Origin of the sequence: Streptomyces sp. NBC_01077, assembly GCF_045162855.1 — a bacterium.
In the GTDB taxonomy this organism is placed as follows: Bacteria; Actinomycetota; Actinomycetes; order Streptomycetales; family Streptomycetaceae; genus Streptomyces.
The window spans coordinates 837,266-855,151 of sequence record NZ_CP108669.1 but is presented as its reverse complement, the minus strand read 5'-3'; the positions used below and the strand labels follow the sequence as shown (position 1 = coordinate 855,151).

At 69.6% G+C, this 17,886-nt stretch carries 13 protein-coding genes and 2 pseudogenes; 7 read left to right on the top strand and 8 right to left on the bottom strand.

Annotation, left to right across the window (positions count from 1 at the left end):
- The first annotated feature begins 51 nt into the window (after positions 1–51).
- From OG462_RS03935 to OG462_RS03915, 5 genes and pseudogenes are all read left to right on the top strand, one after another.
- Positions 52–2,025: an ABC transporter permease gene (locus OG462_RS03935; protein WP_406054465.1), complete on the top strand. Its 1,974-nt coding sequence runs from the start codon at positions 52–54 to the stop codon at positions 2,023–2,025.
- A 1-nt stretch (position 2,026) separates the two neighbouring features.
- Positions 2,027–2,998, top strand: coding sequence for an ABC transporter substrate-binding protein (locus tag OG462_RS03930; protein WP_406054463.1), 972 nt, complete (start codon positions 2,027–2,029; stop codon positions 2,996–2,998).
- A gap of 97 nt (positions 2,999–3,095) precedes the next feature.
- On the top strand, positions 3,096–3,752 hold the full coding sequence (locus OG462_RS03925) for an MFS transporter (protein WP_406066347.1): 657 nt from the start codon (positions 3,096–3,098) through the stop codon (positions 3,750–3,752).
- A gap of 23 nt (positions 3,753–3,775) precedes the next feature.
- A complete protein-coding gene (locus OG462_RS03920; RefSeq protein WP_406054461.1) occupies positions 3,776–4,345 on the top strand; it encodes a hypothetical protein in 570 nt (189 codons plus the stop codon).
- A 360-nt stretch (positions 4,346–4,705) separates the two neighbouring features.
- Positions 4,706–5,211, top strand: a pseudogene (locus OG462_RS03915) (DinB family protein).
- 214 nt (positions 5,212–5,425) lie between these two features.
- On the opposite strand, the gene OG462_RS03910 reads toward OG462_RS03915, so the two are convergent.
- The gene (locus tag OG462_RS03910; RefSeq protein WP_406054459.1) at positions 5,426–5,722 is read right to left on the bottom strand and encodes a hypothetical protein; all 297 of its coding nucleotides are present in this window, start codon (positions 5,720–5,722) and stop codon (positions 5,426–5,428) included.
- 299 nt (positions 5,723–6,021) lie between these two features.
- Here OG462_RS03910 and OG462_RS03905 point away from each other — a divergent pair.
- Positions 6,022–6,844: pseudogene (locus OG462_RS03905) on the top strand (transposase); the annotation flags it as partial.
- A 29-nt stretch (positions 6,845–6,873) separates the two neighbouring features.
- On the opposite strand, the gene OG462_RS03900 reads toward OG462_RS03905, so the two are convergent.
- A complete protein-coding gene (locus tag OG462_RS03900) occupies positions 6,874–7,443 on the bottom strand; it encodes a HutD family protein (protein ID WP_406054457.1) in 570 nt (189 codons plus the stop codon).
- Between the two features lie 317 nt (positions 7,444–7,760).
- Positions 7,761–8,414 carry a GNAT family N-acetyltransferase gene (locus OG462_RS03895; protein ID WP_406054455.1) on the bottom strand — a complete coding sequence of 218 codons (654 nt, stop codon included), beginning with the start codon at positions 8,412–8,414 and terminating at the stop codon, positions 7,761–7,763.
- A gap of 67 nt (positions 8,415–8,481) precedes the next feature.
- Here OG462_RS03895 and OG462_RS03890 point away from each other — a divergent pair, with 67 nt between their 5' ends.
- The gene (locus OG462_RS03890) at positions 8,482–8,739 is read left to right on the top strand and encodes a transposase (RefSeq protein WP_406054452.1); all 258 of its coding nucleotides are present in this window, start codon (positions 8,482–8,484) and stop codon (positions 8,737–8,739) included.
- Here OG462_RS03890 and OG462_RS03885 read toward each other — a convergent pair.
- The 5 genes from OG462_RS03885 to OG462_RS03865 form a co-directional block, all read right to left on the bottom strand.
- Complete coding sequence (locus OG462_RS03885; RefSeq protein WP_406054450.1) at positions 8,646–8,984, bottom strand: thioredoxin family protein; 339 nt, start codon at positions 8,982–8,984, stop codon at positions 8,646–8,648. The genes OG462_RS03890 and OG462_RS03885 overlap by 94 nt on opposite strands.
- Before the next feature lie 135 nt (positions 8,985–9,119).
- The gene (locus OG462_RS03880) at positions 9,120–11,624 is read right to left on the bottom strand and encodes a glycoside hydrolase family 3 C-terminal domain-containing protein (RefSeq protein ID WP_406054448.1); all 2,505 of its coding nucleotides are present in this window, start codon (positions 11,622–11,624) and stop codon (positions 9,120–9,122) included.
- A 213-nt stretch (positions 11,625–11,837) separates the two neighbouring features.
- A complete protein-coding gene (locus OG462_RS03875; RefSeq protein WP_406054445.1) occupies positions 11,838–12,917 on the bottom strand; it encodes a DUF1996 domain-containing protein in 1,080 nt (359 codons plus the stop codon).
- A gap of 189 nt (positions 12,918–13,106) precedes the next feature.
- On the bottom strand, positions 13,107–15,284 hold the full coding sequence (locus OG462_RS03870) for a discoidin domain-containing protein (protein ID WP_406054443.1): 2,178 nt from the start codon (positions 15,282–15,284) through the stop codon (positions 13,107–13,109).
- A gap of 251 nt (positions 15,285–15,535) precedes the next feature.
- Positions 15,536–17,731 (bottom strand): discoidin domain-containing protein, encoded by a 2,196-nt coding sequence (locus OG462_RS03865; RefSeq protein ID WP_406054441.1) that lies wholly within the window; start codon positions 17,729–17,731, stop codon positions 15,536–15,538.
- Positions 17,732–17,886: the final 155 nt, after the last annotated feature.

The window sequence follows — 17,886 nt, the reverse complement described above, 5'->3', positions numbered from 1 at the left end:
GCCGCCGCGGTACGGCACGACCGGCCCCGACGCCATGCGGCGGTGGGGCCGATGACCGCCACCGTCACCCCGGCTTCTCCCCGCCCCACGACCGCCTCCGACACCGGGCCCGGTGCGCCGCGCGCGCTCGCGCGCCACCGCGTCCGGCTGATCGGCGCCGGCGCGGCCGTCGTACTCGTTCTCGGCGCCGTGCTGCTGGGCGGCGGCAGCTGGCCCGCCTCGCTCGCCGTCGATCTGTCCGAGCCGCTCGGGCGCACCAGCGACTGGATCATCGACAACCGTGACGGCCACCCCCTGTTCCTCTACTTCCTCGGACACGTCAGCAACGTCGTGGTCGTCTCCGTCCGCGCGGTGTACCTGCTGCTGCTCGCCCTCGGCTGGGCCGGCGTCACCGCCGCCGCCGGGCTGGTGGCCTGGCGGGTCGCGGGCGTCCGGCTCGCGCTGACCTCCGTCGCCGCCTTCGCTGTGTGCGGGCTGCTCGGCATGTGGGTGCCCACCATGCAGACGCTCGCCCTGATGGTCGTCGCCGTCGCCGCGTCCGTGCTGCTCGGAGGTCTCCTCGGCCTGGCCGCCGGCCTCTCGGACCGTATGGACCGGATCCTGCGGCCGGTCCTCGACACCATGCAGGTGCTGCCGGCCTTCGCGTACCTCCTGCCCGTCGTCCTCGTCTTCGGCATCGGCGTGCCCGCGGCCGTCCTCGCGACCGTCGTCTACGCCGCCCCGCCCATGGCCCGGCTCACCGCGCTCGGGTTGCGCGGCGCGGACGCCGGCGTGCTGGAGGCCGCCGCGTCCCTCGGCGCCACCGGCCGTCAGCGGCTGCTGACGGCCCGGCTGCCGCTGGCCCGCAAGGAGCTCCTGCTCGGCGTCAACCAGTCGATCATGATGGCGCTCGGCATGGCCGTCATCGCGTCCGTCATCGGCGCGGGCGGTCTCGGAGACCGCGTCTACCAGGCTCTGGCCTCCGTCGACGTCGGTGCCGCGCTCGGCGCCGGCGTGCCGATCGTGCTGCTCGCCGTCGTCCTGGACCGGGTCACCGCCGCGGCGGGAGAGCGGATCGGTACGGCTCCCGCCCACAGGTCCCGGCTCGGCTGGGCCGTAGCCCTCGTGGCGACGGCAGTCGTCGCCGTCGTCGGCCGCCTGTCCGACCGACTCTCCTGGCCCGACACGTGGACGGTCGACATCGCCGAGCCCGTCAACGGGGCGGTCGACTGGATGACCACCCACCTCTACTCCGGCGTGCCCCTCGTCGGCGGCACCGCCGACTGGGCGGGGCGGTTCACCACCTGGGTCCTCAACCCCCTGCGCGACGGCCTGCAGTGGCTGCCCTGGTGGGCGGTCCTGCTGACCGTCGGTGCCCTGGCCCTGCTCATCGGCACCTGGCGCACCGCCGCCACCGCCGTCCTCGCGATGGCCGCGATCGGCGTGCTCGGCGTCTGGGACCCGGCGCTCGACACCCTGTCCCAGGTCCTGGCCGCCGTCGCCGTGACGCTGCTGCTCGGCTTCGCACTCGGAGTCGCCTCCGCCCGCAGCACCCGACTGGGACGCGTGCTGCGTCCGGTCCTCGACGTCTTCCAGACGATGCCGCAGTTCGTGTATCTGATCCCCGTGGTCGCCCTGTTCGGTGTGGGCCGCGCCCCGGCCGTCGCGGCCGCCGTGGTCTACGCGCTGCCCGCGGTGGTACGGATCACGGCTCAGGGGGTACGCGCGGTGGACCCGGCCGTCATGGAGTCCTCGCGCTCACTGGGCGCGACCGGGCGGCAGCAGCTGTTCCAGGTCCAACTGCCGCTGGCACGGCCCGCACTGCTGCTCGCCGTCAACCAGGGCGTGGTGCTCGTCCTCGCCGTCGTCGTCATCGGCGGTCTCGTGGGCGGCGGCGCGCTCGGTTACGACGCGGTCTTCGGCCTCGCCCAGGGCGACCTGGCGACCGGCCTGGTCGCCGGCGCGGCGATCGTCTGCCTCGGCCTGATGCTCGACCGCGTCACCCAGCCGACTGGGCGCCGCGACCTCGCCGGAAAGGGGGCCTGAGATGGCTCGCACCCGCTCCGCACTCGGTGGCTCCGCACTTGCTGCCGCCGTCGCCCTGACGGCCCTCACCGGCTGCGGCGCCGCCGACATGACCCGCCAGGCCTCCCCGTACGCCGATGCGAAGGGCTCCCGCACGGTGACCCTTTCCGTGCAGTCGTGGGTGGGCGCGCAGGCCAACGTCGCCGTCGCCCAGTACCTGCTGGAGCACGAGCTCGGCTACAGGGTGGACACCGTACAGATCGACGAGGTACCCGCCTGGGACGCGCTCAGCCAGGGCCGGGTGGACGCCATCCTGGAGGACTGGGGCCACCCGGAGCAGGAGAAGCGGTACATCGACGACAAGGGGACGATCAAGCGCGGTGGCGATCTCGGGGTGACCGGCCACATCGGCTGGTTCGTGCCGACGTACTTCGCCGAGCAGCACCCGGACGTCACCGACTGGAAGAACCTGAACAAGTACGCCGACGAGTTCCGCACCGCGGAGAGCGGCGGCAAGGCCCAGTTGCTGGACGGCTCTCCGTCGTACGTGACGAACGACAAGGCGCTCGTGAACAACCTGGACCTCGACTACCAGGTCGTGTTCGCGGGCTCGGAGGCGGCGCAGATCACACAGATCAAGCAGTTCGCCAAGGAGAAGAAGCCGTTCCTGAGCTACTGGTACAAGCCCCAGTGGCTGTTCGAGAAGGTCCCGATGACGGAGGTGAAGCTGCCCGCCTACAAGGAGGGCTGCGACGCCGACCCCGAGAAGGTGGCCTGCGCGTACCCGCATACGCCGCTGCAGAAGTTCCTCAACGCCCGCTTCGCGGACGGCGGAGGCGACGCGGCCGCCTTCCTGAAGAAGTTCCGCTGGACGACCGACATGCAGAACGACGTCGCCCTGATGATCGCGGACCAGAAGCTGTCGCCGCAGGAGGCGGCGGGCCGCTGGGTGAAGGAGAACGAGGCCACCTGGCGGACGTGGCTCCCGTCCTGACGGGTGCCCTGCGGACCGGGTACGCAGTCCGGTCCGCAGGGCACGCGGTCTTTGTGCGGCCGCGGTGGTGTCCGCGACCGCTGCTGGCTTGCTGCGCATGATCAAAGGCAGCTCGGTCGGCCGAATAGCCCGCATGGCGGGGGACAGCGGGCCGGAGCGCGTGCTGATCGCCGCCAGTTTCGTCAACCGGGTCGGCAACGGTCTGTTCAACGCGGCGTCGGCGCTCTACTTCACGTTGATCGTGGGCCTGCCGGCGGCGCACGTCGGTGCGGCGCTCACCATAGCCGGACTGATAGGCCTGTTCGCGGGGATACCGGGGGGTCATCTCGCCGATCGGCGCGGGGCTCGCACGATCATGATGCTGGCCCTCGTGGTCCAGGCGGTGTCGATGTCGGCTCTCGTCCTTGTCGAGAGCTGGGCCGCGCTCACGGCCATCGCGACGGTCGATCAGATCGTCGCGGCGGCCGGCGGGGCGGCTTGGGGTGCTCTGGTGGTCCGGGTCGGGGCTGATCGCCCGGCGGTGTTCCGGGCGAAGTTGCGCACGTTCGTCAATCTGGGCGTCGTTCTCGGAACGGTGGGCTCCGGGCTGGCGGTGGCGGCGGACACCCGCGGCGCCTATGTCGTGCTGATCCTGGGCAACGCGGCGAGCTTCGCCCTCTGCGCGGCGCTTCTGCTCCTGCTGCCGGCTATCCGGTGCTGGCAGCACCGCCCCGACACCATCGCTGGCTCGCTTTCGCGGACCGCCCGTTCCTGACGTTCACCGCCCTCTTCGGGGCCATGCGGCTGCAGTACTCGGTGGTGTCCCTGCTTCTGCCGATCTGGATCTCCGAACACACCGCAGCGCCGCGCTGGACGGTGGCCGCGGTATTCGCCGTCAACGCCGTCTTCTGCGTGCTCCTGCAGACCAGGATCGGCTCCCGCATCGAAACCCCGCACGACGGCGGCAGGGCGTTTCGCACCGCCGGACTCCTCTTCCTCGTCAGCTGCCCGATGATGGCGCTGGCTGCGCACACCCCTGTCTGGGCGGCAGCGGGACTGATCGTCGCGGCGATCTTCGTGCAGAGCCTGGGGGAGATCTGGGAATCCTTGGCGGGCTTCGCCCTGGGCTTCGGTCTCGCCCCCGACCACGCCCAGGGCCAGTACCAGGGCCTCCTCGGCCTCGGTTTCACCGCGGGCCAGGCCGTCGCCCCCGCGATCCTCACCACGGTGGTGCTCGGCCTCGGCACGGCAGGCTGGCTGCTGCTTGGGGCGTTCTTCGCGGCGCTGGGCGCCGCCGGCCCACCTCTCGCCCGCTGGGGCATACGGACCCGGCCGCAGCCGACGGTTGCTGCGGAAGCGAAGGGCTGACGGGTCAGGTCCGGGGCGGGCTGTCCGGCGTCGCAGAGGCAGGTGGCCGCTGAGCGGCCGGGGTGAACCTGGTCGAGTTCACGGGACCGGCACCCTCGCCATCGACAACGCCTTCGACAAGCCGCTGCACTGCGCCCGGACATTCACGCTGGCGCCGATCCCCGGCCAGTCCGGCGGCTTCTTCATCTACAACGACATCTTCCGCCTCATCTTCGCCCAGGGCCTGTCCGGCGGATCATGCCGGGCGGCCCACCGGCGCTGAATCGCTGTGGCGACCCGCCGGACAAGGAGCTAGGTGGAACAGGTCGGGCCCGTCGAAAATACTTCGACATCGGTCGGGTGATCGGGGACGTTCGCGCGATGACCAGAATCGACGACACACCGCCCGCGTGGGACGAGCGCGCCCAGCTCACCGCATTTCTCGACTACACACGTGGCACCGCCCGCGCCCAGTGCGATGGCGTCTCCGCGGAGAACGCCCGCAAGGCGCTCCTGCCGGGCTCACCGCTGATGACCACGAGCGGATTGATCAACCACCTGCGCTGGGTCGAGTACTACTGGTTCCAGGTGGTCTTCCTCGGCGAGAAGACCAGGGCCCCTGGACCGATGAGGAACCCGACCGCGAGATGCGTATCGCCGTCGACTTCCCGCTCACGCAGTTGCTCGACGAATACGCCGAACAGAGCGCCCGCTACCGCGAACTCGTCGCCGGGAACGACCTGGACAAGCAGGCCGAGGGAACCATCCGCGACGGTCTCCATGTCGACCTGCGCTGGATCCTCCTTCACCTCACCGAGGAGACGGCCCGCCACAACGGCCACCTGGACATCCTGCGAGAGATGCTCGACGGCCAGACCGGCGACTAGATCCGGCGGAGATCACGGGCAGAGCCAGAGTCGGATCGAGGCGACGGTGACGGTGCCTTGGAAGATTTCCTTGGGTAGCCAGTCACTCAGGTCAGGGGACTGGAGGGCCGCAGCAGCGGTTGGTCTCGATCGCATGTGAGGGAGTTCTGTGGCATGCCCCGATGGTCCAAAACGGCCCGGACGGCAGGGGTTTGCGCGACAGCCCCCTTGAGAATCAGGTGCCAGAGTTATCGACGAACCCCACGATATCGAGGTATTCGATTTTGGGCGGGACGCCATAAATCCCCGTCACCTTGCCGACGAGCTCCTCCGTGAAGAAGGCACGGGCTGTGTCCTCGTCATCCCACACGTAGAAGTTCTTTGCCTGAAAGCCGTCTTCGTCGAGCATGAAGCTCTTGAAGCGAAGGCCAGCCATGCCTTCGAACGGTCCTCGGAGTTCGCCGGCAATCTTTGCGAGAGTTGAACGATCGAACTTTTGAGTCTGCGTGAAAGTCACGAGCACGCCGATCATCGGGCCTCCTATCGATTGGGTGAGCAACGGTCGATCGAGTGATGCTAGAGGCGGATCCTATTACACGCGGCCGGAAATTCTGGTCGTTAGGCCGCGAGTCGGACGTGCGGCTCGCGGTCGGCGATGCGGACCAGGAGCGCGTCGGGCTTTGCGCGCGTGAATGCCCATCAAACGGGTAGGCGATTTGGCGCATAGTTCCGACCAATACTTGCGACCGCGCCTACTGGGCACGTATTGAGCCGTGATCAATCTGTGGGATTTGTCCTCGCCCCGAGGCCTGATCCGGTAGATCATCTTGCGTGACGCGAGTGCAACTGACAGACGAAGCGTGGGAGTTCATCGGGCCATACCTGCCGATTGGCGAGTACGGCCCGTACCCCGAGCGGCTGCGCCAGCAGTTCGAGGGCGTGATCTGGCGGTTCAAGCCGGGCGGGCAGTGGCGGGAGATGCCGCAGGAGTTCGACGCCTGGCAGACCGTCTCCAATCGCTTCCGGCAATGGCGTGACGCCGACGTGTTCGAGGCCCTGCTGGAGGGCCTGATCGCGGAAGCCGCAAAACGGGGCATGGCGGGCCTGTCTCTGGTCAGCATCGACTCCACCACCGCGCGCGCCCACCACGACGCCGCTGGGATGCGTCTGAGCGAAGACGCGCTCGTCGCCCTGGAGAAGGCTACCGCCGAGGAAGAGAAGGCCAGGCCAAAGGGGGCGGCCTCGACGAACAAAACGGGCAGGGAGCCAACGCAGACCCCGAGCGGGAGGAGCGACGCCGCATCCGGCGTCGCCGAAAGCTGCGACCGAAGGCCGCCCTCCTGGGAGGCTCCCGGGGCGGGCAGACCAGCAAGATTCACGTCGCCGGCGACCGGAAGTGTCGCCCGCGGGCGTTCATCCTGACCGCCGGGCAGCCCGCCGACAGCCCGCAGTTCATCCCCGTGCTGAAGAAGGTACGGGTCCGCGGGCCGGTCGGCCGTCCACGCACCTGACCCGACGCGTCGCCGGGGACAAGGCCTACTCGTCCCTCGGCAACGGCACCCACCTGCGCAGACGCCGCATCAAGGCAGTCATCCCGGAGAACAGGGACCAGGCCGCCAACCGGAAGAACAAGGGCTCCAGGGCGGCCGACCCGTCAGACAGCGCCGGCCGGCAGACCGGACGTCACCCCGTCGGCGTGACATCCGTCCACAAGGCCACAGCGTCGGGCGAGAGCGGTGCGACCGCTTCGCCCGGCGCGTTGTCGGCTTCGTCCCACCACACGCCCTGGCCGGAAGCCAGGACATGCCCGTCCTCGTCTGTCTGCCAACGGCCGCGCAGGACATAGAACACCCCGGCGTGCCCGGACGGCGGCACGACCCGACCGGCGACCCGCTCCACCCGAGCCGTCCAGCGGCCGCGCCGCACCATGATGTTGAGCACCCGGCAGGCGCCACCGGGGAGTTCGGCGGAGAGTGCGAGGTCGCCGGAGAACGAGAACGGCTCGCCCGCGCGTGCCAGCAGCCGCTCGAACGCCCCGGGACAGGTCAGTCGAACACCGTTGCCCGCGAGCAGGGTGAGTGTCCGGTCGACCCCGGCAAACGCCGAGAACGGCCCGTCCCCGTCGATGTCAGCGACGCTCGCGCGCCACCCGAACTCCTCGGCGCCTGTCGGCCGGGAGGCGATCTCCCTGGTCGCGCCGCCGCCGTTGCGCCACCGACCTGGCGTCAGCGTCTCGACATCGAAGTGGCGCATGGGCGGGCTCCTGAGGTGCGTGCGGTATGGGTACGGATCACAGGTGAGCGGCGCCACCGGGCGGCGGCACTTGCGCCGGAGGGCGGCGGCCGTGTCGAGGTGGGGCGGGCCGTCGACGGCGGTGCGCCCACCGACGCAGTGTAGGCGGCCCTCCCCGACCTCCGCGTATCCGACTGCCGACGTGCGCTGGTCGATCCCCGGTCCTTCAGGGCCGGGTCACGTCGACATCACGTGGTGGGTCGCAGGCTGCCGAGCCACGGAATGCCGCCGCCCTGTCGAAGGGCAAGGCTCGGGCGGTCCGGTGAATCGGACTCAGCTCACTGGGCGCCACCGGACGGCTCGTACCAGAGGCTCGCCATCGGGAAGTGCATGGTCCAGCCCAGCGAGGAGTAGAGCGCCCGGCCCTCGGGCGTGCCGACCAGGATGCCTGTTCTCGCGCCGGCCTCGTACGCGGTGCTCTGCAGCGTCCGCATCACCAGGCCGCCGAGGCCCTTCCGCCGGTGCTCGGCGGCGGTCTCGACCTGGTCGACCACGACCTGGTCGCCGACATGGGCGATCTGTCCACGGGCGGCGAAGTGCCCGTCGAGCGTCCGGACCAGCACTCGGCTGACGCCGCCCCGGGTCCAACGGGTGAGCGTGTAACCGGCCGGCACCTCGGTGCGCTCCGGTTCGAGGTGGCATGTCATCAGGAAGCCGGGACTGTCGAGCCGCCAGCCCGGCCCGACCCAGGGCAGGACCACCTGGTCCTCGGCGAACAGCTTCAGCCACGTCCCGGGCGCGCTCGTCGCGGCGACGATCTTTCGCACGTCGGCCTCGGTGGGCTCCGGCAGCACGTGCCGGGCGACGTGCTTGGGCTGCCCGACGTCGATCGTCCACCCCCACGGCTCGTCGATCGGGTCCGAGCTGCCGCGCGAGACGACCCAGCCGTCGATCCACATCCGCACGAGCTCACTGATCCTGGTGTCCGGCATCGCCGCCCGCCCCCTGGGTGGTAATAGTCAGTAGCGTAAAATGAACCTTACGTGACAGGGGTGGGATTTGACCATAGGGGCAGGTCGCTCGGCCGAGGACCGCGAGCGGCAGTTCGACGCGGCGATGTGGTGGTTCCGAACCGGGAGTCCGTGGCGGGACAGACCTCGGCGCTACGGATCCTGGTCGACCGTCGACCGTCGACCGTCGACGGCCGGTTCGGATGTCCGGTCTCAGAGGTGGCCGTCCAGGAATTCCCGGACCTCGGCGGTGGTCAAAGGGCCCGCGCCGTGCGCCACTGCCTCTCCGTCCTTGAGCAGGACGTAGGAGGGGGCTCCGGTGATTCCGTACCGCTCGGTAGCCGCCGGGCAGCGCGTGATGTCGGTGCGGACGGCCGTCAGGCGTCCCGCGTACTCGTCGGCGATGGCACCCACGACGAGATCCATCGCCCGGCAGGGCTCGATCGCCTTGGGCCATGTCCCGGTGAAGTATGCGAGGACCGGGACTCCGCTCATTCTGAGGATGAAGTCGAACTCCGCGTCCTCACGGGGCTGGTGAATCCGCTTCGCCATGGAGGCTCCTGACCTCGTGTTCCGTCTTTCCACCCCCATCATCCCCCGCGCGGTGAGGCGGGCCGGCCAGGACATCAGGCTCTCCACCTGCGCCGGGACCACCCGAAGGACGGCGGCGTGGCCCGGCCCGCCGGGTCAGCCGCCGAACAGCCCCAGCCGGCCCTGCCCTTCGGCAGCCGGTTCGCGGCCGGGCACGCCTGCGGGACCGGGGCCTTCCTGGACCACCAGCTCCCCGCCCCACATCAGGCGTCCGGCGGACCGCCCGACCATGATCTGGTAGGCCCCGGGTTCGGTGCGCCAGGCACCTTCGTCCTCGGACCAATGCCGCAGTGCCCGGGCCGGAACCTCCACCACAGCCGTTGCCGTCGCACCGGCCTCCTCGTGGACCGCCGCGTAGCCGGCGAACCAGAGCGCCGGCCGCTCCACCGTCGATTGCGGGCGGGCCAGGTACACCTGCACCACCTCACGGCCGGGCCGCGTGCCTGTGTTGCGCAGCCGCACGCGGACCGTGAACGGGCTGCCCGCCGTCACTTCTGCCGGGGCGTGGACCGCTGTGTAGTCCCAGGTCGTGTATCCGAGGCCATGTCCGAACCAATAGGCGGGCTCGCCGCCCGTCCGCAGCCAGGCCCGGTGCCCGATGTGCAGACCCTCTTCGTAGTCGAGCCGGCCCTCGATCGGCTGAGAGCGGGTGACCGGGGCGTCCGGCAGCGACGCCGCCCAGGTGGTGGGGAGCCGGCCGCCCGGCTCGACGACCCCGAACAGGACATCGGCAAGGCCGGAGCCGGCCTCCTGCCCGGGAAACCAGGTGAGCAGCACCGCGCCCACCTCATCGCGCCAGGGAAGCTCCACCGGACCACCGCTGTTGACAACGGCGACCGTGCGCGGGTTGACCTTCGCCACGGAGCGGACCAGCTCGTCCTGGTGGCCCCCGAGGCAGAGGTCCCTGCGATCGTGGCCCTCGGTCTCGGTGTGCTCGGTCGTGCCGACGACCACGATCACCGCGTCGGCGTCACGGGCTGCTTCCACCGCTTCGGTAAGCGCCGCGGCCGCCTCGCGCTCCGGGGGCGCTGCCGCGACGATCGTGGCACGCCCGGCTCCGGGGATCAGCTCACGTCGGGCGACCAGACGTACAGGCTGTCTTGTGCTGATCGTCGCCCGTGCCGTGTGGAGAGGAGGGGTCACATGAACGATGGCCGGGTCGTCCGTGGTGCACGGGAACTCGCCGTCCAGAACGGTCTGTTCGTCGAGCGTGAGCGTCATGCGGCCGAAGCCCCCGATGCCGAAGGTCCATTCTCCCGCCGCCTCCGGGCGGATCACTGTGCTGATCTCGACAGTGTGCGTGCCTGGAACGACAGGCGGCTCCAGCTGCAGCCCGGACAGGCGGTGTTCCGAGTGAAGTTCATGACCTTCCGAGTCCAGGAGCCGCAGCAGTACACCGGGCGCCCCGGACCGCGGGTTGCTGCATCGACCGGTGTCGAGTGGGGCCGGGGGGACACCCAGCGACGGGCCGGGCACGTGGACGACCCGAGCCCGCCCGCGTAGCCGGGCTCGAATCCCATCGAGTGGCGTGACGACACCTGAGGCGAAAACCCCTGCGCTGCCGCCGCCCTGCACTCGCGGGGAGGCGGCATGGACACCGATCACCGCGACGGTCGACAAGCCGGACGGATCCAGCGGAAGCACCTCGCGGTTGCGCAGCAGCACAGATCCGGCTGCCGCCGCACGGCGCAGCAACGCCCGCGTGTCACGCGAAGCGATCCCCGGGGTACGCGGAGACCGGTGCGGTCCGAGCGCTCCCACACGCAGGGCGAGCCTCAGCAGACGCCGTGCCTTCTCGTCGATCGCGGCCTCGGGGACACGGCCTTCCTGCACGGCCCGTACGAGGGATTCCTCCCAAGGCCCCTGCGGCCCCGGCATCGCCAGGTCGAGTGCGGCGAGGGCCGGCTCCACGGTGGAACGCACGGCACCCCAGTCCGAGACCACCACCCCGTCGAAGCCCCAGTCGCCCTTCAACGGCTCGGCAAGGAGCGGACTGGCCGTCATGCTCGCGCCGTTCACGCTGTTGTACCCGGCCATGACGAGCCACACGCCCGCGTCGACAGCAGCCTCGAACGGAGCCAGGTACACCTCCCGCAGCACCCGCTCGGAAGCCCGCACGTTCACATGCATGCGCCCGGTCTCGGAGTCGTTGGCCACGTAGTGCTTGGCTGTGGCCGCCACGCCCGCAGCCTGGATACCCCGGATCAACGCGGCGCCGGTTCGGCCCGTCAGCTCAGGATCCTCCGAGAAGCACTCGAAGTGCCGGCCTCCCAGCGGAGTGCGATGCAGGTTGAGCGTGGGGGCCAGGACGACGTCCACACCCTGGCGCGCTGCCTCCGAAGCAAGCAGACCGCCCAGTTGTTCGGTCAGCTCCTCGTCCCACAGTGCACCGATCGCCGAGGCCGAGGGCAGCAGTGCGGAGGTACGCCGCTCGTCCCATGCCTCTCCCCGCACGCCTGCGGGGCCGTCGGACGTGACGATCTGGCGCAGCTCGATGGCTGGTTCGTCGACGGTTCGCCACGTCGAGGCGCCGGTCAGCAACCGCACCTTCTGAACCAGATCAAGCTTCCTCAGTATCAGGTCGAGCGTGTCGTCGGTCATTCCCCACCCCCATCACATCGTCCGCTGCCCCACTTCGGGAGAGTGCTCTCCCGCGCTTTCGTGTGCGGCGGCGGGTAGTTCGTCAAGTCATCTTTGAGTGGCAGCTGGTGGCAGCTGGTGGCAGACGGCGGCAGCTGATGGCGGCAGAGAGGGCCCGGCCGCCCCAAGCGCGCAGGAGGGGCGAACCGGGCCCGTACGGAGGTGCCGGCCGGGTCAGGGCAGCCGGTAGTCCGCGTTCAGAACCGCCCCGCGGTTCGGCTGGTTCTGGTCGTAGCCGCGCGGGTCGCACTGGAGGCCGCCCACGATGCAGTGGTCGACCATCGCCTTGAGGGTGCGCTCGTCCCAGGCGTTGAAGAAGTCGTAGTGGAAGGAGTAGCCGCGGCCACTGGCCAGCCTGACCTGCGACATGTCGCCGTCGGCCGGGAAGGCCATCTTGAACTCGATCATGGGCAGCGCGACGGGGTGGGTGGACGGGCAGACGTTCCTGTTCGTGCCCGCCTTCACACCCGGATAGGCCATGTGGCTACGGTGATCCGGGGTGTCGAGGTACTTGCCGTCCCAGCAACTCGGTGCCTGCATGCGGATGTTGAGCTGGGAGCCGACCGGACAGTTCTGCGGGAAGTCGACGTTCTTGAAGCTTTCGCCGCACTCCCATCCCTCGACGAAGCCCGGATGCTTCTGGAATTCCTCGGCCGACTGCATCGGGTTGCCGACGACGTACCGCAGCCCCTTGGGGAAGGGACGCACACTGGTGTAGTCGGTGACACCGGCCTTGTAGTAGATCACCTGCGGTCCCACCGGGAGGATCTTCGTGTCGCCCTTGAACAGTGAGGGCATCCAGTAGCCGGAGCTGTCGCCGGGTGCCTTGCACGTCGTCTGCCCACCGAAGAGCGAGTCGGTGGTGCTGCTCGCGTTCGTGGACGTGTTGCCCATGAACGTGTGGTCGTGGGACTTCCCCGGCTGTCCCGGGTAGACGATCGGGTCGTCCGGCGCGGTGTGCGTGACGGAGCAGTTGGCCTGGAACTCGTGGAAGTACGCGCTCGGCGGCTCGACGTCGGACGGCGTCACTCCGGTGACCTGCGGGTTCGCCGGAATGTAGCCGTCGCCGTCGGGGTCGTCCCCCGATGCCTGCGTGGACACGGCCATCGTGTGCCCCGTGTGGCCGGCGACAGCCGACGAAGGCGAAGCGTTGTCCGGATCCGCCGCGGCGGCGATGGTGCCCACGCCCAGGACGCCGGCAATGAGAGCGGAGCCGAGGAGGAGCGCGGAGAGTCGTTGAGGACTTGATCTCATGAGGGATCTCCTGCCGGTTCTGTGAAGTTGGATGAACGGGTGGGCGCTGGTGGACGGGTGGCGGGATGCGGTCGGCTCCCGCCACCCCGAGCCCGGCCGCACAGGGCGGCCGGAGTCAGCGCTGCGAGGGTCTCCCGCCGTGGTCGGCGGAAGCCGTCGGCGTGGGTCGCACCGTCACGAGGGCTGCGGTCAGCTGTAGATGCCGAACTCGTAGAGCGAGTAGCCCCAGGCAGTGCCCCGCGCGGTCAGGTTCAGCCGTACATGACGGGCCGTGGCCGACACATCGATCGTGTCGACATCGCCGTTGCCTGTCGTGGTGGTGTGGACGGTCTGCCAGTCGGTGCCGTCGTTGGAGACCTGCACCTGATAGGCCTTGGCGTACGCCGGGTCCCAGACCAGCTGCAGCTTGCGGATCGCGGTGGCGGCGCCGAGGTCGACCTGGATCCACTGCGGGTCGCTCCAGTCACTGGCCCAGCGTGTGCCGGCGTTGCCGTCGGTGGCGTTGGCAGCCGGGCAGGGGCAGTCGCCGGACTGGGGCTGGAAGGAGGACGCGGTGGTCGGCTTGTTCAGCGCCACGTTCGTGCCGCTGACCGGCGGGGCGACGACCCTGACGGACCTGGTCTCGATGCCGGCGTTGCCGTGGCCGTCCTCGGCCTGGATGTAGACCTTCCACACACCGAGCTTCTCGGGCGCGGTGACGGCGAAGGTGCCGTTGCCGAGGGGACGGTACGGGGCCTGGACGAGGCGCTTGTCGCCGTTGGCGTAGTTGCCGCTGAGGAAGACCTTGTAGGTGAGGGGGTCGTTCTCCGGGTCACGGATGTCGGCGCGGACCTGGAACTCGCCGCCTGCCGGGGCGGACCCGGCGGGGGCGACCGTCATGCCGGTGATGACGGGCGGAGTGTTGTCGCCCGCCGTCGACCCGGTGTAGGCCTTCTTCACGGCGTAGTAGGACAGGCGCTTCAGGCCGTCCGGGAGGAGGTTGAACCAGACACCGCCGAAGTCGTGTTCGACGCCGTAGTGGAACATCGTGGCACCGAGGGCGACGCCCTGGTGGCCGGTGATGCAGTTCCAGGCCTTGGTGTACCCGTCGGCCTTCTGGACGTCGGTGGGCTCGTCGGGGATGCCGTTGGCGTCGTCGGGAACCTCCCATTCGCCGGCAGGTCCGGTCTCGGTGATGATGTAGGGCTTGGTGTAGCCACCGTCGATCCAGTCCTGACGCACCTTGCAGAGGTTGCCGTAGGAGTTCATCGAGTACAGGTCGAGGTCAGGTGCGTTGCGCTTGTAGTACGGCCAGGCGCCGGTCCACGCGTCCGTGGAGGTCACGGGGTGGTCGGGGTCGATGGAGTGGATCTTCCTGGCGACGTCGTTGACGAAGGTCGTGTACGCGTTGCGCTGGGCCTCCAGCTCGGTACCGCCGTAACAGTTCTGCAGGCCGAGGACGGACTCGTTGCCGACGTTCCACATGAGGGTGGCCGGGTGGGACTTGTAGGTCCCGACCCACGTGGCGAACTCGGTGAGCATGGTGTTCTTGTACGCGGTGTCCGTCACGTAGTTGACGCAGCCGCCGGATCCGGGGCCGCCGCCCGGCTGGAGCCAGAAGCCGTTGATCACCCGGACGCCGTTCGCCGCAGCGGCGTCGAGGAGAGGCTTCGTCGAGCCGTCCGTGCCCCAGGTGCGGATGGTGTTGACGCCCATGGACTTCACGTCCGGCATGTACTTCGGAGCGTCCGCGATGGACGGACCCCAGGTGAGTCCCTTGACGGTGTACGGCTGGCCACCCGCGGTGAGCTGCCAGTTGCCCTGAGAGCCGGATACACGGACAGCGCCGCCAGGGGCCGGCGGGGTGCCGCCGCTGTCGCCGTAGACCTGGAACTCCCACAGGGAGTATCCATAGCCGTTCGAGCGCGTGACGCCCTGCATCCGGACGTAGCGGCCGGTGCCGGAGACGGCGATCTCGTCCGTGCCGCCGTCGCTGCCGGTGACGGACTTCAGGGTGCGCCAGTCGGTGCCGTTGTCGGAGGCCTGGATCTCGTAGTCCTTGCCGAACGCCGCCTCCCAGGTGAGGACCACGCGGCTGAGGTTGCGGCTCGCGCCGAGGTCGACCTGGATCCATTCGCCGTCACGCCACTGGCTGGCCCATCGGGTACCGGTGAGGTTTCCGTCGACGGCGGCCGCCGCGGAGAAGGCTTCGCCTTCGTTCGAAGAGGCGGTGGCCGTCTTGCCCTGGGACAACAGGGACTCTGCGGCCCCGGCGGTAGGAGCGGTGGCCAGAGTGAAGGAAGAGGCCAGAAGCGCTCCGAGTGTGACAACAGCCGCCGCGCCGCGCGTGCGGCGGGGTGGGGCACAGGTGGAGGGGGGATGGGACATTGCGGCTCCAGGTGTCGATGGCGGTGGGGACGACCAGCTCTCCCGGGAAGAGCGGCTCACCCGCGGGACAGCGCTCTCGGTGTGTTCGACGGGCATGGCCCTGCCACGTACTCGGACCCACTCGAGTCGGGATTCTCGGCTGGTCGGGTTGCGCGACCCCCGGGCTGGGCGCGGGGTCTGGTTCACCAGCCCGGGGGAGCTACGGCCGACTCCGTCGGGTTATCGGAGACCGGGGGAGAGGGGAGAGGGCATCAGGGGAACGAGACCACCGTGGACGGAACGGTCGAGGTGCCGGCGGGCACCGTGGATGCTCCGGTGTCGTTGATGACGTGCTCGTAGTGGCCGTTGCCGCCGAGTGAGACGGTCAGGAGGCTGTGGAACTTCACGCCGGGCTTGACGGGGGCCTTGAAGCCGTGGTCCTGGCGGATGTTCGGGTCGACGTTGTAGTTGCAGTAGCTGCCGAGGCCCCAGGCCTCGTGGGTGTTCACCGAGTCGTCGACCCGGTAGGCGGCGTACCCCTTCGTCGCGCCGTTCTGGATGGCGGCCTGGTTGGGGGCGTCGTACGCCTTCTCGTTCTGGTAGAAGATGGTGCGGCCGCGCTCGCCGTACCACTCGACGTCGTACTTGTTGAAGTGCTCGACGAACAGGCCGGTGGCGAGTACGTCGTCGCCGTTGACGCGGACGCCGTAGTCGGCCCGGTTGGTCTCCCAGCCGACGCCCTCGCCGTGGTCGGCGCGCCAGACCCAGGTGTGGTCGATGATCGCGTCATCGCTGTTCACGACGATGCTGGTGGTGGCCTTGCCCGCGCCGGCGCCGCCGATGCGGACGTAGACGTCCTGCACGGTGGTGGGGTTGGCGGCGTGGTCCGCGGCGGCGTTCTGCGGTCCGAGCTCCAGCAGGACCGGCGAGTTGACCGGGCCGGCGTCGATGAGGAAGCCGGCGAGTCGGACGCCGTCGACGTCGGCGACCTTCATCGCGGTGACGCCGTTGTCCGGGATGATCGTGGCGAGGCCGAGGCCGAGCACGATGGTGTTCGCCCGGTTCACGTCGATGGTCTGGTCGACGTGGTAGACGCCCGGGGTGAACAGCAGGTGCAGGCCCTGGGCCAGCGCCTGGTTGATCGTCGCGGCGGTGGCGCCCGGCTTGACCACGTAGAACTGGCTCAGGGGGATGGACTCGCCCTGCGGGGTGCCGTTGGCCCAGCTGGTGCCGCGGGCGTTCACGCGCTTGGCGGGCGCGAACACCTTGTACTCGTTGCCGTCCAGGTAGAGGAAGGGCTTCTCGCGGGAGACGGGGGTGGTGTCGAGCGTGGTGTAGCGGGGCTCGGGGAAGGAGGTGGCCGGAGCGCCCTCGACGCCCGAGAAGGTCTGGTTCCAGACGCTGTTGGACCAGCCGCCGATGGAGCTGTCCCGGGTGTACCACTGCTGCTGCGAGTAGTTGCCGATCTGGCCGTCGATCTTGGAGTCGGCGATGTAGCCGCCGCTGGCCCAGCCGTAGCCGTTCGGGGCGAGGTTGAGACCGCCCTTGACGTGCATGCGGCGGAAGGAGGAGGCCTGCGAGACGGCCCACCGGTCGGTGCCGTTGACCGGGGCGACGGCGAGGTTCTCGGCGCCCCGCCAGAAGTTCTGGGTGGCGTTGCCGTTGAACCAGCCCGCGTCGACGGTGACGTCACCGTTGATGGTGGTGTCGTCGGGGCGCAGACCGAGGCCGGCGATCTGGGTGTAGAAGCCGATCTGGGCGTTGAGGCCGCTGTACGTGCCGGGCTTGAACAGGAAGGCGTGGCGGCCGCTGCCGAACTGGGCCGACTCCTGCTGCTGGAAGACCTGGTCCAGCTTGGCCTGGATGCCGGGCGTGGACGGGTCGAAGACGTGCACGTTGGGGCCGAGGTCGCCGCCTCCGGGCAGGGCCGGACCGGTGCCGCCGGTGGATCCGTACACCTGGAACTCCCAGAGGGAATAGCCGTATCCGGTGGCCCGGGTGAGGCCGTTCATGCGGATGTAGCGGCCGGTCCCGGACAGGGTGACGTTGTCGGTGCCTCCGTCGCCGGCGGTGACGGAGGTGACGGTCCGCCAGTCGGTGCCGTTCTCGGAGGCCTGGATGTCGTAGCTCTTGCCGTAGGCGGCTTCCCAGGTGAGGACGGCGTGGCTGAGGGTGGCGCTGCTGCCGAGGTCGACCTGGATCCACTGGGCGTCGTTCCACGAGCTGGCCCAGCGGGTTCCGGTGAGGTCGCCGTCGACGGCGGCACCCGCGGAGAAGGAGGCGCCTTCCGCGGAGGAGGCGGTGGCCGTCTTGCCCTGCGAGAGCAGGGTGGGGGCGGCCTGCGCTGTCGTGGCGGGGGCCAGCGCGAGCAGGCTGCCGGCCAGCGACGAGACGAGTGCGCCGACGGTGGCCCGTCGGACGGCTGAGGCGGGTCGCCGGAAGACCGGCGGGGACCCGACGGAAGACATGGGGTCTCCTCTGGATACATGGGGGAAATGTGGGAGAGCGCTCTCCGAAACCTTGCACGCAGGGCGAGTTGACGGGCAAGGCGTATGACATGACTTTTCTTTTGGCTTTCATTAAGTGTCGACCACAAGGAGTCGGGCCCGGCCGTGGACCGTCC